We start from the raw sequence: 15,232 nt of genomic DNA on the forward strand, positions 1-15,232 counted from the left end.
ATTATTGGGAGGATTTTGTCATGTTGGAGTTTGACACTACTGTTGATCAGTTAGCAACAATTAAAGTCATCGGTGTTGGCGGCGGTGGAAACAACGCTGTAAACCGAATGATTGAACATGGTGTACAAGGTGTCGAGTTTATCGCTGTTAACACAGATGCACAAGCGTTAAATTTATCAAAAGCTCCTACGAAACTACAAATTGGCGCAAAATTAACGCGCGGTTTAGGGGCAGGAGCAAATCCGGAAGTAGGGAAAAAAGCGGCTGAAGAAAGTAAAGAGCAAATTGAGGAAGCGTTAAAAGGCGCTGATATGGTGTTTGTTACCGCAGGAATGGGAGGCGGAACAGGGACCGGCGCAGCCCCTGTTATTGCGCAAATTGCGCGCGATTTAGGGGCATTAACGGTCGGTGTTGTTACTCGTCCGTTTACGTTTGAAGGACGGAAGCGCGCTACCCAAGCAGCAAGCGGAATCGCTGCTATGAAAGAAGCGGTGGATACATTGATTGTCATTCCAAACGATCGCTTATTGGAGATTGTGGATAAAAATACGCCGATGTTAGAAGCGTTCCGCGAGGCTGACAATGTACTTCGTCAAGGGGTGCAAGGCATTTCTGATTTAATTGCCGTACCGGGACTCATTAACCTTGACTTTGCTGATGTGAAAACGATCATGTCAAACAAAGGTTCCGCTCTCATGGGAATCGGAATTGCCAGCGGAGAAAATCGGGCGGCAGAAGCGGCGAAAAAAGCGATCTCAAGCCCGCTACTAGAAACGTCTATTGACGGAGCACAAGGTGTGCTGATGAATATTACTGGTGGTACTAACTTAAGTCTATATGAAGTGCAGGAAGCTGCGGATATTGTGGCATCCGCGTCCGACCAAGATGTCAATATGATTTTCGGTTCTGTCATCAACGAAAACTTAAAAGATGAAATCGTCGTTACGGTCATTGCGACGGGATTTAACGAAACTGAAACAGCACAATCACGTCCGCTTCGTTCCGGACTTGGCACAGCGCCAAAAACGACAGTAAGCGTCAAGCGTGAGAAGCGGGATGAACCGGCACAAGATTATGCTTCACTCCGCTCGTCGCAAGTGGAGGATCCTCTTGACATTCCAGCTTTCCTCCGCAATCGGAACCGTCGTCGTTAAGCAAAAGAGCATGAATCATTATGATTCGTGCTCTTTTCTTTTTTGAAGCATTGTTGCACCATACACTGTGTGTGCCGAACGACAAGCTCTTCGAACATGAAAAACACCGAGTTCCAAGAGCGGAACGCGGCGCTTTTGCTGCTAAATCTTGCTTCTCTTTTTGAAGAGAACTGTCTAGCTCCGCAGCGTATCTACTGCTTGAATCAGCTTCTTCGCTAAGTCATGCAGGCGCGGTGTCTGGAAAATAACTTTCCTCAGTTGTTTTATCAATCGCTCTTGTGTCAAAATCTTCTCCCTTGAAGTGAAAGCATTTCTGTGGACGAAAGCATTTGGTCATCGCGGAACTGGGACGGCAGCATTTCGTCGTTTGTCGACTAGGATGTGGAGAGTTTATAGGAGAAATTGGGCCGCCGCTTTTCTTATTCTTTGACAAAAGATTCTGTTTTTCTCCATCATAAATTGACAGACTTTCCAGTAAGATGTACTATATACTATTTTCAGAAATTGTTTGGCTTTGTTTGTCGCTAAAGGGAGGCTGTCCGATTGTCCGTTTATTTAGATGTCATATGGTTATTAAATCTTTGTTTTGATAGTTTATTGCTCTGGTTGACGGCCATTATGTTAAAACGGAACATCGTGTTTTGGAGAATCATAGCCGGAGCCTTTATCGGTTCACTTCTTGTGTTATTCATGTTTACTCCATTCTCATTATATGCGCAGCAACCGTTTATTAAACTTCTGTTTTCCTTTTTCATTGTTTATACGGCGTTTGGCTTTAAGCGATTTCGTTATTTTTTAGAAAATGTATTTACGTTTTATTTTGCGACGTTTATGGTAGGAGGTGGTTTGATAGCGATCCATTATTTTTTACAAAATGAGGTAAACGTCTCCTCAGGAGTGATGACTACGTATTCAATGGGAGCCGGAGACCCTGTTAGCTGGCTGTTTGTATTGGTCGGGTTTCCGATTTTATGGTTTTTTTCACGAAAGCGTATTGAGGGAATACGTGAGAAAAAGCTGCGGTTTGATAGCATCGTTGATGTATTGCTCACTTTTGATGGGACTCATATTCCATTAAAAGGGCTTATTGACAGCGGCAATCAGCTCTACGATCCCATGACGAAAACGCCTGTCATGATTGTGGAAATCGATAAGGTCAAAGCAATATTTCCAGAACGGTTATTAACAATGATGTCAGCGCGAAATTTTGCTTGGCTTGATGATGAGCATCTAGGAAAATGGTCATGCCGACTACGTCTTATTCCGTATCGTGCTGTCGGCAAAGAGCAACAGTTTTTAGTAGCTGTAAGACCGGACCGTATTATGATTTGCTATGAAAACGAGTGGATCGAGGTACAAAAAGGGCTTGTTGGATTGAATGAAGCGAGTTTATCAGCAGATGGGGAATATCAATGCATTGTGCATCCGAAAATGGTGCAAACAGGAAAACGGTTAACCGCTTCATAAGTTCGTTACTATATCATACTCACGTTTTGTCAAATTAGAAGGGGGATTTTCATGAAAACGTGGAAACTTCGCATCGTTTATTTCTGGTATAAGTTGCTTATGAAATTAGGCGTGAAGACCGATGAAATTTACTATATCGGTGGAAGTGAGGCGCTGCCGCCGCCGCTGACGAAAGAAGAAGAAGAGATGCTGCTGAAAAAACTCCCATCCGGTGATGAAACGGCGCGTTCGCTTTTAATTGAACGCAATTTGCGGCTTGTCGTCTATATTGCGCGCAAATTTGAGAATACAGGTATTAATATCGAAGATTTAATTAGCATCGGCACGATTGGGCTCATCAAAGCTGTCAATACGTTCAATCCCGAGAAAAAAATTAAACTGGCGACATACGCATCGCGCTGTATCGAAAATGAAATTTTGATGTATTTGCGTCGAAATAACAAAGTGCGTTCCGAAGTATCGTTTGATGAGCCGCTGAATATCGATTGGGACGGAAATGAGCTATTGTTATCCGATGTACTGGGAACAGAAGATGATGTCATTACAAAAGATCTCGAAGCCAATGTCGATCGTCATTTATTATTAAATGCACTCCATCAATTAAGTGAGCGTGAAAAACAAATTATGGAACTGCGCTTCGGTCTTTCTGGTGGAGAAGAAAAGACGCAAAAAGATGTTGCTGATTTGCTTGGCATTTCGCAATCTTACATATCCCGGCTTGAAAAGCGAATTATTAAACGATTGCGGAAAGAATTCAATAAAATGATGTAATTGGAGTGGACAATTCTTATTGTCTCTTTTTTCTGGCAATAGGGAATGTGCATATTTTTCCTTCCTAAGGAGATACTGAAAATTGACAGCATCTCCTGATGGGAGGGAAAGACTTGACAAGAAACAAGGTTGAAATTTGTGGTGTAGACACATCAAAGCTTCCAGTATTAAACAATGAAGAAATGAGAGAGCTTTTTAAACGAATGCATGAAGGCGATTTAGAGGCAAGAGAGAAGCTCGTCAACGGAAACTTACGACTTGTGTTAAGCGTCATTCAACGGTTTAACAACCGTGGTGAATTTGTGGATGACCTGTTTCAAGTAGGATGTATCGGACTTATGAAATCGATTGATAACTTTGATTTAAACCAAAATGTAAAATTTTCTACGTACGCGGTACCGATGATTATTGGAGAAATTCGCCGTTATTTGCGAGACAACAATCCGATTCGCGTCTCCCGCTCGTTGCGCGATATTGCCTACAAAGCGCTGCAAGTGCGTGAAAAATTAATGGGGGAAACAGCGAAAGAGCCGACAGCTGAGGAAATTGCCAGAGTACTCGGGGTTTCCCACGAAGAAGTCGTCTTTGCCTTAGACGCGATTCAAGATCCGGTATCGTTATTTGAGCCGATTTACAACGACGGCGGCGACCCGATTTATGTGATGGATCAATTGAGTGATGAACGCAATCGCGATAGTCAATGGATCGAGGAAATTGCTTTAAAAGAAGGATTGCGTCGATTAAATGAACGAGAAAAAATGATTATTCGCAAACGCTTTTTCCAAGGGAAAACGCAAATGGAAGTAGCCGAAGAAATTGGCATTTCCCAAGCACAGGTGTCGCGATTGGAAAAAGCGGCGATTCGCCAAATGAATAAAAATATTCAAGTATAAGGAGCTGTTCTTGTAAGAGCAGCTCTTTTCTTTTTTATCAAGTCATGAACAACCGAAGAAAAATCATATAGTAAGATATAAAGAGGAGAAAAGCGGGGGATTTTTATGGTAAAAATTTCTGAGTTTCAAACAAAAGATGTTGTCAATGTCGCAAACGGCAAAAAATTAGGAAACATCGGCGATATTGATATTAATTTACAAACAGGTCAAATTGAATCGCTAATTATTTTAGGAACAGGAAAAGTTCTTGGTTTGTTCGGTCGCGAAGAGGAAACAGTCATTCCGTGGAGCAATATTGTGAAGGTTGGTGCGGATGTGATTTTAGTTCGTTTAAACGAAAGTGAATAAATAATGATTATCAAGTTTAAGCAAACTATGATAAAATAGGAAAAAAAGTGATAAAAACCTACAAAAAACGCAAATAAGAGGATGACGATCATGTCGGAGATTTTTCAACGAACTGGGGAAGAGCTCCTTTTATTACAGAATTGGAGCAAATTGAGCCAAGAGGTTGTCGCTGGCTTTACAACGAAACATGGAGGAATAAGTGATGAGCCGTTCGCCACGTTCAATTTAGGCTTGCATGTCAGCGATGTTGTCTCTTCTGTTCGTCACAACCGTCAAACATTAGCGAATTTGTTACAGTTTCCGTTAGAACGGTGGGTTTGTTGTGAGCAAACACACGATTCGCGTATTGAAAAAGTGACGAAAAGCGATGGAGGAAAAGGAGTTGTCGATTATCATTCCGCCATTGCGGGTACGGACGGATTGTATACAGACGAAGCAGGAGTGCTGCTAACGTTATGTTTTGCTGATTGTGTTCCCCTTTATTTTATCGCACCGAAACAAAATATGATTGGTCTCGCGCATGCGGGTTGGAAAGGAACCGTAAAAAATATTGCGGGGAAAATGGTTCGCCTTTGGAACGAACGTGAGCATATTTCTTTTGATGATATTTATGTAGCGATTGGCCCGTCCATTGGTTCATGTTGCTATATCGTCGACGATCGTGTCATTCACCTCGTGAACAATGTCTTAGGTGAAACTAACTCTGTTCCTTATCGTCTTATCAGTGTAGGACAATATGCTCTTGATTTAAAAGAGCTAAACAAGGTATTGCTTATAAAAGCGGGGATCCGTGAAGAACAAATTTACCTTTCGCATTACTGTACAAGTTGTACAGATCATTTATTTTTCTCACATCGCCGTGATAACGGTAAGACAGGAAGAATGATGGCGTTTATCGGCAGGAGGGAGGAATGATCGATGTCAGTTCGTGACAATTTAACAATCATTCGTGAAAACATCGAAGCCGCCTGTACGCGTGCAGGACGAGATCCTGCCGACATTCGCATCGTTGCTGTTACGAAATATGTAAGTGTCGAGCGAGCAAAAGAGGCGGTAGCGGCTGGAATTACCGATTTAGGTGAAAATCGCGATGACGGGTTATTGCACAAATATGAGACGTTAGGTTCTGAAGTGACGTGGCATTTTATCGGTACACTTCAATCCCGTAAAGTGAAAAATATTATTGACAAAGTCGACTATATTCATTCGCTCGACCGTTTATCCCTCGCCCAAGAAATTGAAAAACGAGCAACAAAACGTGTAAAATGTTTCGTGCAAGTAAATGTATCAGGAGAGGCGACAAAGCACGGGTTGTCCAAAGAAGAAGTCATCCCATTTATCCAACAGCTGCGCGATTTTTCAAAAATCGAGGTCGTTGGCTTAATGACGATGGCTCCTTATACAGACGATGAAGCGCTTCTTCGCCGATGTTTCCGTCAATTAAAAATACTGCAAGAAAGTGTACAAGCCTTACATATTCCGAATGCACCATGCACGGAATTGTCGATGGGAATGTCAAACGATTACGTTATTGCCATTGAAGAAGGAGCAACGTTCATTCGTTTAGGAACATCACTCGTCGGACATGAATCATAGGAGGTGAAAAAATGGGATTCATTAAGAAGTTTAAAGACTATTTCTTAGAAGAGGATTATGAAGAATACGAAGACGAATATGAGGAAGAAGAGGACGAACAACCGTTAGCGAAAGGACCGGCGAAGCAAAATGTCGTCAGCTTGCAAAGCGTGCAAAAATCATCAAAAGTCGTATTAATTGAACCGAGAGCGTATGCTGAAGCGCAAGAAATTGCAGACCATTTAAAAAACCGCCGTGCCGTCGTTGTCAATTTACAGCGCATTCAACACGACCAAGCGAAACGTATCGTTGACTTTTTAAGCGGTACCGTGTATGCGATCGGTGGTGACATTCAACAAGTCGGCACAAAAATCTTTTTATGCACTCCGGATAACGTCGATGTGACCGGCTCGATTTCCGTCATTGCCGATGACGATACATCTATGAAGAGGTGGTAAACATTTATGCACAGTTTGCTTTCGTTTTTAACGACACTTATTGAAATCTATTCGTATGCGTTAATTGTATACATTTTAATGTCGTGGTTTCCGAATGCGCGCGACACAAAAATTGGTCAGATGCTTGCAGCGATTTGTGAGCCGTATTTAGAGCCATTTCGCCGCATTATTCCGCCGATTGGCATGATTGACATTTCGCCAATCGTTGCCCTTTTCGTCTTAAATTTTGCTACAAGAGGATTGTATGCGCTATTCAATATGCTAAACTTAGTATAGGGAATCCAGCACACGGGTTCCCTTCTTTATGAGAGTTAGGTGTGAATAACGTGAATCTGTATCAGCATTTTCGGAAGGAAGAACATCATTTTATCGACCAAGTGCTTGAATGGCGTGAAGCTGTAAAGACGCAATATTGCCCGAAATTAACAGATTTTCTTGACCCTCGTGAGCAAGAGATCGTTCGATTAGTGATCGGACATGATGAAGATGTGAACATCTCTTTTTTCGGTGGTGCTTCGTTTGTCGAACGACAGCGGGCGCTTTTGTACCCGCCTTATTTTCAACCGGAACAAGAGGATTTTGCCATCGCTCTTTTTGCTGTTTGTTACCCAAGTAAATTTGTATCGCTTGAGCATCGGCAAGTGTTAGGCTCACTGATGTCGCTGGGCTTAAAACGAGGGAAATTTGGTGACATCTTAATCAAAGATGAACACATTCAATTGCTCGTTGCCAAGGAAGTAGCCGACTATGTTCGTTTACATCTTGAGATGATTGGAAAAACGAAAATTTCCTTAGAAGAAAAGCCATTGACTGACATTATCATTCTTGAAGAGCAGTGGAACGAAGCGACGATTACCGTTTCGTCGTTGCGCCTTGATACCTTGTTGTCGCAAGCGTTTCATGTTTCGCGGCAAAAAACGCAGTCACTCATTGAAAACGGTCTTGTCAAAGTGAATTGGAAAGTGGTTGAACAAGCGCATTTTGAATGCAAAGAAGGAGACACGCTTTCAGTACGCGGGTTCGGTCGCTGTAAAATTTTTTCGATTGATGGCAAAACAAAAAAAGAGAAGTGGCGTGTGCATATTGGAACACAAAAATAATCGAACCATTGCAGGAATCAGGAGAAATATGTCGAATCGTAAAGAAAAAGGAATTATTGCAGACGGAGGTGGCACTCGTGCCTTTAACGCCATTAGATATTCATAATAAAGAGTTTAGCAGAGGATTTCGCGGTTATGATGAAGACGAAGTGAACGAATTTTTGGACCAAGTCATTAAAGATTATGAAATGGTTATTCGTGAAAAAAAACAACTCGAAGAAAAAGTAGCCGAGCTCACGGAAAAGCTCAGCTATTTCACCAATATTGAAGAAACATTAAATAAATCGATTTTAATTGCTCAAGAGACGGCAGAAGAAGTAAAACGAAACGCGCAAAAAGAGGCGAAGCTCATCATTAAAGAAGCGGAAAAGAACGCGGATCGCATCATTAATGAAGCACTCGCCAAATCGCGAAAAATTGCTCTTGAAATTGAAGAGTTAAAGCGGCAATCGAAAGTGTTTCGCACCCGTTTTCGCATGCTAGTCGAAGCCCAGCTCGAAATGTTAAACAACAGCGATTGGGACCATTTAATGGAATACGAGGTGCCAGAAATCGAAATGGATGAAAAGGAAGAAATCGGGCAATCTTGACGAAAATTGCTCTTTTCGCATATAATAACGAGTAAAATGAAGAATACGAACCAACGATGAGAGGGACAGTAGCTCTTTCATTAGCTTATTTCAGCGAGTCGAGGATGGTGGAAGCTCGACTAAGCGGAAAGAGTGAAGATCACCCTGGAGTTCCATGCTGAAAGAAAAGTAGGCAATGGCGCGTCATTCCCGTTACGAATGCAAAGAGGGCTATTCGTGCCTTTCGGGCATACGTAGTCAATAAGGGTGGTACCGCGAGACCGTTCTCGTCCCTTTTCGGGAGAGGGCGGTTTTTTATTTGATAGAAAAAAGTTGGAGGAATGAGGAATGGACTATAAAGATACGTTATTAATGCCGCAAACAGAGTTTCCGATGCGCGGAAACCTTCCGCAGCGTGAACCGCAAATTCAAGCAAAATGGGAAGAGATGGACATTTATCGCAAAGTGCAGGAGCGCACAAAAGATCGCCCATTATTTGTGCTGCATGATGGCCCGCCGTATGCGAACGGTGATATTCATATGGGGCATGCGTTAAATAAAATTTTGAAAGACTTTATCGTCCGCTATAAATCGATGAGCGGTTATTGTGCACCATACGTGCCTGGCTGGGACACGCATGGATTGCCGATTGAAACAGCGCTCACGAAACATAGAGGTGTCAACCGAAAGTCGATGAGCGTGGCGGAGTTTCGCAAGCTTTGTGAAGAGTATGCATATGAGCAGATCGACAATCAACGCCAACAATTTAAGCGCCTTGGCGTACGCGGCGATTGGGATAACCCGTACATTACGCTAAAGCCAGAATATGAGGCACAACAAATTAAAGTATTTGGTGCAATGGCGAAAAAAGGTCTCATTTACAAAGGGTTAAAGCCTGTTTACTGGTCTCCATCAAGCGAATCTGCCTTAGCTGAAGCAGAAATCGAGTATAAAGATAAACGTTCTCCTTCAATTTATGTTGCGTTTCCGATCAAAGATGGAAAAGGGGTGCTTGAAGGAGATGAGAAAATTGTCATTTGGACGACTACGCCATGGACGATTCCGGCAAACTTAGCCATTGCTGTTCATCCGGATCTTGAATATAGCGTCGTTCAAGTAAACGATGCAAAATATATCGTTGCCTCTGCGCTATTAGAATCGGTAGCAAAAGAAATCGGCTGGGAAGAAGCGAATGTCGTCAAAACGATTAAAGGAAATGAGCTTGAGTATGTCGTGGCGAAACATCCGTTTTATGATCGTGATTCGCTTGTTGTTTGCGGAGAACATGTCACGACGGACGCCGGAACAGGTTGCGTTCATACTGCACCGGGTCACGGGGAAGATGACTTTATCGTCGGTCAGAAATACGGGCTAGACGTTTTATGCCCAGTCGATGAGCGCGGCTATATGACAAAAGAAGCGCCGGGATTTGAAGGATTATTTTATGACGAAGCGAACAAAGCGATTACACAAAAATTGCAGGAAGTAGGCGCTCTTTTAAAGCTTGGCTTTATTACCCACTCGTATCCGCACGATTGGCGGACAAAACAACCGACGATTTTCCGTGCCACAGCGCAATGGTTCGCATCTATTGATAAAATTCGTAACGAATTATTAAAAGCTGTTGAAGAAACAAAATGGGTTCCAGCATGGGGAGAAACGCGTCTTCACAATATGATTCGCGATCGCGGTGACTGGTGTATCTCTCGTCAGCGTGCATGGGGAGTTCCGATTCCGGTGTTTTACGGCGAAAACGGCGAACCAATTATTACGGATGAAACGATTGAACACGTCTCCAACTTGTTCAGACAATACGGATCAAACGTATGGTTTGAACGTGAGGCGAAAGACTTATTGCCGGAAGGATTTACTCATCCATCAAGTCCAAACGGTAAATTTACAAAAGAGACCGATATTATGGACGTTTGGTTTGACTCTGGGTCTTCTCACCAAGCGGTGTTGGAAGAGCGCGATGACTTACAGCGTCCGGCTGACCTGTATCTTGAAGGTTCTGACCAATATCGCGGCTGGTTTAACTCTTCGCTTTCAACTGCAGTAGCGGTGACGGGGAAAGCGCCGTATAAGGGAGTATTAAGCCATGGGTTCGTGCTTGACGGAGAAGGCCGCAAAATGAGTAAATCGCTCGGTAACGTTGTTGTTCCAGCGAAAGTAATGGAGCAATTAGGGGCTGACATTTTACGTCTTTGGGTTGCTTCTGTCGACTATCAAGCAGATGTAAGAATCTCCGACAGCATTTTAAAACAAGTCGCGGAAGTGTATAGAAAAATTCGCAATACGTTCCGTTTTATGCTTGGTAACTTATTTGACTTTGATCCGGAGACGAATGCGGTTCCTTTAGCGGAATTGCGTGAAGTGGATCGCTATATGCTTGTGAAATTAAATCGCCTCATTGAAAAAGTAAAACATTCATATGAAACGTATGACTTTGCGGCAATTTATCACGACGTGAACAATTTCTGTACGGTCGATTTAAGTGCGTTCTACTTGGATTTTGCCAAAGATATTCTCTATATTGAAGCGCCAAATGATCAAGAGCGTCGCTCGATTCAAACCGTGCTTTACGAAACGGTCGTAGCCTTAACGAAGCTGATCGCACCAATTTTACCGCATACAGCCGATGAGGTATGGGGGCATATTCCAAACCGAAAAGAAAGAGAAGAGAGCGTTCAGCTTGTCGATATGCCGGAAGCCAAAGACATCGAAGGAGCAGAAGCTCTATTAGCGAAATGGGACACATTTATGAGTTTGCGCGACGATGTATTAAAAGCGTTGGAAGTAGCCCGAAATGAGAAAGTCATCGGTAAATCATTGACAGCAAGCTTGATCGTGTACCCAACTGCGGAAACGAAACAGCTGCTTGATTCGATCGAAGAAAATGTCAAACAGTTGTTCATCGTATCAGGATTTGAAATTGCTGGAGACTATGCAGACGCTCCTGAAGAGGCACAAAAATTCGCTACTATTGCGATTGTTGTCAAACCAGCGGAAGGTGAAACGTGCGAAAGATGTTGGGTCGTTACGCCGGAAGTAGGAGAAGACAAAGATCATCCAACATTATGTCCGCGTTGTGCCCGCATTGTGAAAGAACATTATTCAGCATAATTCAAAAAACGAGGCTAGCCTTATTAGCGGTGGCCTCGTTTTTTATGTAATTTGGCATGTTGGCGATTGTCTATAATTACATGATTATGCTACAATTCATAAAGTACATATGTCGAGTGGGGGTAGTCGTGTGGTATATTATGTGATTGCGCTGATCGTGATCGCCATTGATCAATTTGCCAAATGGCTTGTAGTGAAGTATATGCAGCTCGGAGAAAGCATTACCATCATTCCGAACGTGTTATACATTACTTCCCATCGCAATCGTGGAGCGGCATGGGGAATTTTACAAGGGCAGTTTTGGCTATTTTATATTATAACGATCGTTGTTGTCATTGGATTAATCATTTATATTCAACGTTTGCCCCGCGGGGAGAGGCTGTTTGGCATCGCCCTTGGCCTGATGCTTGGGGGAGCGGTCGGGAATTTTATTGACCGGCTTGTACGTAAAGAGGTAGTTGATTTTATTCATACGTACATTTTTACGTACAGCTTTCCAGTGTTTAATTTCGCTGATTCCGCTCTTTGTATTGGAGTCGCGCTTGTCTTTTTACAAACATTTTTTGCTGGAACGAAGGAAAAGGAGAATGGTTGATGGATGTTGTTCAATTTCATATTGAGGAAGAGTACGATAATGAACGAATCGATAAAGTGATTTCCGCCCTCAATGAAGAATGGTCGCGCTCGAAAGTCCAGCAATGGATTAAAGATGGGCTTGTAACCGTCAACGATAAATCGGTGAAAGCGAATTACAAATGTTCTACTGGTGATGTCGTCGTCGTTCGTCTTCCCGAACCGGAACCGCTTCATGTGGAGCCGGAAGAAATCGAATTGGACATTTATTATGAGGATTCCGATGTCCTTGTGGTGAATAAACCGCGCGGCATGGTCGTGCATCCTGCTCCTGGTCATATGCGCGGAACGCTTGTGAACGCGCTGCTTGCTCATTGCAAAGATTTATCGGGCATTAACGGTGTGCTTCGTCCCGGCATTGTCCATCGCATTGATAAAGATACGTCCGGATTGTTAATGGTCGCCAAAAACGATGTTGCCCATACAGCACTTGTGAATCAACTCGTGAATAAAACCGTTACCCGCAAATATAGGGCGATTGTTCATGGGGTTATTCCACATGATTACGGTACAATCGATGCTCCGATTGGCCGTGATAAGCATGATCGTCAAAAAATGGCGGTTACAGATGAAAACGGAAAAGAGGCTGTCACGCATTTTCGTGTGCTCGAGCGATTTGAGCAATATACCTTTATCGAATGTCAGCTCGAAACGGGACGCACTCATCAAATTCGCGTGCATATGAAATACATCGGATATCCGTTGGCGGGAGATCCGAAATACGGACCGAAAAAAACGCTGCCGATCGACGGTCAGGCGTTACATGCCGGCGTGTTAGGGTTTACTCATCCGCGTACGGGAGAATATTTGGAATTTGAAGCACCGCTGCCAAATGAGTTCGAGCGTCTTTTAGAGTTGTTGCGAAAAGGGCGTTGACAAACGTCGCTTGTAAAAGTACAATAAAAGCAAGTAAATAGGAGCCTTTAAGTTCAGTCCCGTGAGGCTGAGAAGGAGTCGGATTTCATCATTGCATATGGAATGTTTCTGCCCTCTCGCCTATCGGTGGGAGGGCTTTTTGTGTGGAGGTGAAATGATGCAAAAAGCAGTTGTTCTAGATGAACAAGCAATTCGCCGGGCACTGACGCGCATTGCTCACGAAATTATTGAACGCAACAAAGGAATTGACGATTGTGTTCTTATTGGCATTAAGACGCGAGGCATTTACTTAGCAAAGCGGTTAGCCGAGCGGATTGAACAAATCGAAGGAAAGGCGGTTCCTGTTGGAGAGTTAGATATTACGCTATATCGCGACGATTTAACGGTAAAAACGAGCGATCACGAACCGCTTGTAAAAGGAACAGACGTACCGTTTGACGTGACAAACAAAAAAGTCATTTTAGTCGATGACGTATTGTTTACAGGACGGACGGTGCGTGCGGCGATGGACGCGGTAATGGACCTTGGACGTCCAGCGCAAATTCAATTGGCTGTGCTCGTTGATCGCGGTCATCGCGAGCTGCCGATTCGGGCTGATTTTGTAGGAAAAAACATCCCTACATCGAGCGCGGAAATGATTGTTGTAGAGTTAACGGAAGTGGACGCACTTGATCAAGTCAGCATTCATGAAAAATAAATCGATTCCCTTTTTAAAGGCAGTCCCGTGAGGCTGACAAAGGGGGAACAGGGAAATAGTCTAAAATTAAAACTAGCTTTTTAGGCTACAACTGTACCTCTTTGCACCTCTGAAGGGCAAAGAGGTTTTTTTATGCAAAAAACGGAAAGGAGTTTGTGATAATGAATAAACCGGTATTAGATATTAAGGATATGCCATCACCGATACAGTGGCTCACGCTTAGCCTTCAGCACTTGTTTGCGATGTTTGGTGCGACGATTTTAGTGCCTTATTTGGTTGGGTTAAGCCCGTCGATTGCCCTCATTTCAAGCGGACTCGGGACACTCGCTTTTTTAATCATCACGAAATGGCAAGTCCCTGCGTACCTTGGGTCTTCGTTTGCGTTTATCGCTCCGATTATTGCTGCCAAAACAGCGGGAGGTCCTAGTGCGGCGATGATTGGCAGCTTTTTGGCCGGGCTTGTGTATGGTGTTGTTGCCCTAGTTATAAAAAAAGCGGGATACCGCTGGATTATGAATTTGTTGCCGCCAATCGTTGTCGGTCCGGTCATTATCGTCATCGGACTAGGACTAGCAAATACAGCGGTCAATATGGCAATGAACAATCCGGACGGAAAATATAGTTTTATTCATTTTTCTGTTGCGCTAGTAACGCTTGCTGCAACGATCGTTTGCTCGGTTTTCTTAAGAGGCATGTTCAGCTTAGTTCCTGTGTTAGTGGGGATTATCGTCGGCTATGTGTATGCGTTAGCAGTTGGAGTTGTCGATTTTTCTCAAGTCACAAAAGCCAAATGGTTTGAAATGCCGGACTTTTTAATCCCGTTTGTCGATTATCACATCCATGTTACATGGGACATCGTCCTCCTGATGGTGCCGGTCGCCGTTGTGACACTATCAGAACATATCGGTCACCAGCTTGTGTTAAGCAAAGTAGTCGGTCGTGATTACATTAAAAACCCTGGCTTACATCGCTCGATTTTAGGCGACGGAACGGCAACGATGATTTCCGCGCTTATCGGTGGACCGCCAAAAACGACTTATGGTGAAAATATCGGGGTGCTTGCGATTACACGTGTCTACAGCGTCTACGTATTAGCGGGAGCAGCCATCATTGCGATTATCTTCGGATTTATTGGTAAAGTGACTGCGCTTATTAGCTCAATTCCAACGCCTGTTATGGGCGGTGTGTCGATTTTGCTCTTCGGTATCATTGCTTCTTCTGGCTTGCGCATGCTTGTGGACAGCAAAATCGATTTCGGTGACAAACGAAACTTAGTCATTTCTTCTGTCATTCTTGTCATCGGAATTGGCGGTGCGGTATTAAAAGTATCAGAACAATTCCAAATTCAAGGAATGGCATTAGCTGCGATTTGCGGTGTTTTGCTTAACCTTGTATTACCGGGCCGTCCGCAAACAAATGAAAATATGTTTGAGTTAGAAACAGAAAACAGTGATGATCATGTTGCATAACATCACCTTTTAATTGAGTCCAGAGAGACTTAAAAGGGTGTTACAGTGAAAGTGAAAAGTAAAGATGGGGCGAAGCGGATATCATCCAGTTTCCCTCAT

16 protein-coding genes and 1 other annotated feature are annotated in these 15,232 nt (G+C 43.3%); all 16 genes read left to right on the forward strand.

Going from position 1 to position 15,232, the window contains the following annotated elements:
* Positions 1 to 20 precede the first annotated feature (20 nt).
* Positions 21 to 1,154, forward strand: a complete 1,134-nt coding sequence (ftsZ, locus tag ISX45_RS02925) for a cell division protein FtsZ (protein ID WP_181555010.1) — start codon at positions 21 to 23, stop codon at positions 1,152 to 1,154.
* A gap of 543 nt (positions 1,155 to 1,697) precedes the next feature.
* Positions 1,698 to 2,621: a sigma-E processing peptidase SpoIIGA gene (gene spoIIGA / locus ISX45_RS02930; RefSeq protein ID WP_194519932.1), complete on the forward strand. Its 924-nt coding sequence runs from the start codon at positions 1,698 to 1,700 to the stop codon at positions 2,619 to 2,621.
* 51 nt (positions 2,622 to 2,672) lie between these two features.
* Positions 2,673 to 3,392, forward strand: a complete 720-nt coding sequence (gene sigE / locus ISX45_RS02935; protein WP_194519933.1) for an RNA polymerase sporulation sigma factor SigE — start codon at positions 2,673 to 2,675, stop codon at positions 3,390 to 3,392.
* Positions 3,393 to 3,505: 113 nt separating this feature from the next.
* Positions 3,506 to 4,285 (forward strand): RNA polymerase sporulation sigma factor SigG, encoded by a 780-nt coding sequence (gene sigG / locus ISX45_RS02940; RefSeq protein WP_181555007.1) that lies wholly within the window; start codon positions 3,506 to 3,508, stop codon positions 4,283 to 4,285.
* Positions 4,286 to 4,390: 105 nt separating this feature from the next.
* A complete protein-coding gene (locus tag ISX45_RS02945) occupies positions 4,391 to 4,633 on the forward strand; it encodes a YlmC/YmxH family sporulation protein (protein ID WP_181555006.1) in 243 nt (80 codons plus the stop codon).
* Positions 4,634 to 4,723: 90 nt separating this feature from the next.
* Complete coding sequence (gene pgeF / locus ISX45_RS02950; RefSeq protein WP_194519934.1) at positions 4,724 to 5,548, forward strand: peptidoglycan editing factor PgeF; 825 nt, start codon at positions 4,724 to 4,726, stop codon at positions 5,546 to 5,548.
* Positions 5,549 to 5,551: 3 nt separating this feature from the next.
* Complete coding sequence (locus ISX45_RS02955) at positions 5,552 to 6,229, forward strand: YggS family pyridoxal phosphate-dependent enzyme (protein ID WP_181555004.1); 678 nt, start codon at positions 5,552 to 5,554, stop codon at positions 6,227 to 6,229.
* A gap of 11 nt (positions 6,230 to 6,240) precedes the next feature.
* Positions 6,241 to 6,666 carry a cell division protein SepF gene (locus ISX45_RS02960; RefSeq protein WP_181555003.1) on the forward strand — a complete coding sequence of 142 codons (426 nt, stop codon included), beginning with the start codon at positions 6,241 to 6,243 and terminating at the stop codon, positions 6,664 to 6,666.
* A 6-nt stretch (positions 6,667 to 6,672) separates the two neighbouring features.
* Positions 6,673 to 6,942, forward strand: coding sequence for a YggT family protein (locus tag ISX45_RS02965; protein WP_181555002.1), 270 nt, complete (start codon positions 6,673 to 6,675; stop codon positions 6,940 to 6,942).
* A gap of 50 nt (positions 6,943 to 6,992) precedes the next feature.
* The gene (locus ISX45_RS02970) at positions 6,993 to 7,766 is read left to right on the forward strand and encodes a YlmH family RNA-binding protein (RefSeq protein WP_181555001.1); all 774 of its coding nucleotides are present in this window, start codon (positions 6,993 to 6,995) and stop codon (positions 7,764 to 7,766) included.
* 77 nt (positions 7,767 to 7,843) lie between these two features.
* Positions 7,844 to 8,356 carry a DivIVA domain-containing protein gene (locus ISX45_RS02975; protein WP_181555000.1) on the forward strand — a complete coding sequence of 171 codons (513 nt, stop codon included), beginning with the start codon at positions 7,844 to 7,846 and terminating at the stop codon, positions 8,354 to 8,356.
* Between the two features lie 47 nt (positions 8,357 to 8,403).
* Positions 8,404 to 8,633, forward strand: a binding site (T-box leader).
* 50 nt (positions 8,634 to 8,683) lie between these two features.
* Positions 8,684 to 11,458 (forward strand): isoleucine--tRNA ligase, encoded by a 2,775-nt coding sequence (gene ileS, locus ISX45_RS02980; protein ID WP_194519935.1) that lies wholly within the window; start codon positions 8,684 to 8,686, stop codon positions 11,456 to 11,458.
* Positions 11,459 to 11,567: 109 nt separating this feature from the next.
* On the forward strand, positions 11,568 to 12,053 hold the full coding sequence (lspA, locus tag ISX45_RS02985) for a signal peptidase II (RefSeq protein WP_220129397.1): 486 nt from the start codon (positions 11,568 to 11,570) through the stop codon (positions 12,051 to 12,053).
* Positions 12,053 to 12,967, forward strand: a complete 915-nt coding sequence (locus ISX45_RS02990) for an RluA family pseudouridine synthase (RefSeq protein WP_194519936.1) — start codon at positions 12,053 to 12,055, stop codon at positions 12,965 to 12,967. The genes lspA and ISX45_RS02990 overlap by 1 nt, the downstream gene beginning before the upstream one ends.
* 157 nt (positions 12,968 to 13,124) lie before the next feature.
* Complete coding sequence (gene pyrR / locus ISX45_RS02995) at positions 13,125 to 13,664, forward strand: bifunctional pyr operon transcriptional regulator/uracil phosphoribosyltransferase PyrR (protein ID WP_181554996.1); 540 nt, start codon at positions 13,125 to 13,127, stop codon at positions 13,662 to 13,664.
* Positions 13,665 to 13,825: 161 nt separating this feature from the next.
* Positions 13,826 to 15,133 (forward strand): solute carrier family 23 protein, encoded by a 1,308-nt coding sequence (locus tag ISX45_RS03000; RefSeq protein ID WP_228485615.1) that lies wholly within the window; start codon positions 13,826 to 13,828, stop codon positions 15,131 to 15,133.
* Positions 15,134 to 15,232: the final 99 nt, after the last annotated feature.

Source organism: Thermaerobacillus caldiproteolyticus (genome assembly GCF_015326725.1).
Classification (GTDB): domain Bacteria; phylum Bacillota; class Bacilli; order Bacillales; family Anoxybacillaceae; genus Thermaerobacillus; species Thermaerobacillus caldiproteolyticus.

Bases quoted from the DNA above. Each gene is read 5' to 3' on its own strand.
- ftsZ (WP_181555010.1), top strand. From the start codon at position 21: ATGTTGGAGTTTGACACTACTGTTGATCAGTTAGCAACAATTAAAGTC.
- sigE (WP_194519933.1), top strand. From the start codon at position 2,673: ATGAAAACGTGGAAACTTCGCATCGTTTATTTCTGGTATAAGTTGCTT.
- ISX45_RS02945 (WP_181555006.1), top strand. From the start codon at position 4,391: ATGGTAAAAATTTCTGAGTTTCAAACAAAAGATGTTGTCAATGTCGCA.
- pgeF (WP_194519934.1), top strand. From the start codon at position 4,724: ATGTCGGAGATTTTTCAACGAACTGGGGAAGAGCTCCTTTTATTACAG.
- ISX45_RS02955 (WP_181555004.1), top strand. From the start codon at position 5,552: ATGTCAGTTCGTGACAATTTAACAATCATTCGTGAAAACATCGAAGCC.
- ISX45_RS02960 (WP_181555003.1), top strand. From the start codon at position 6,241: ATGGGATTCATTAAGAAGTTTAAAGACTATTTCTTAGAAGAGGATTAT.
- ISX45_RS02965 (WP_181555002.1), top strand. From the start codon at position 6,673: ATGCACAGTTTGCTTTCGTTTTTAACGACACTTATTGAAATCTATTCG.
- ileS (WP_194519935.1), top strand. From the start codon at position 8,684: ATGGACTATAAAGATACGTTATTAATGCCGCAAACAGAGTTTCCGATG.
- lspA (WP_220129397.1), top strand. From the start codon at position 11,568: ATGTCGAGTGGGGGTAGTCGTGTGGTATATTATGTGATTGCGCTGATC.
- ISX45_RS02990 (WP_194519936.1), top strand. From the start codon at position 12,053: ATGGATGTTGTTCAATTTCATATTGAGGAAGAGTACGATAATGAACGA.
- pyrR (WP_181554996.1), top strand. From the start codon at position 13,125: ATGCAAAAAGCAGTTGTTCTAGATGAACAAGCAATTCGCCGGGCACTG.
- ISX45_RS03000 (WP_228485615.1), top strand. From the start codon at position 13,826: ATGAATAAACCGGTATTAGATATTAAGGATATGCCATCACCGATACAG.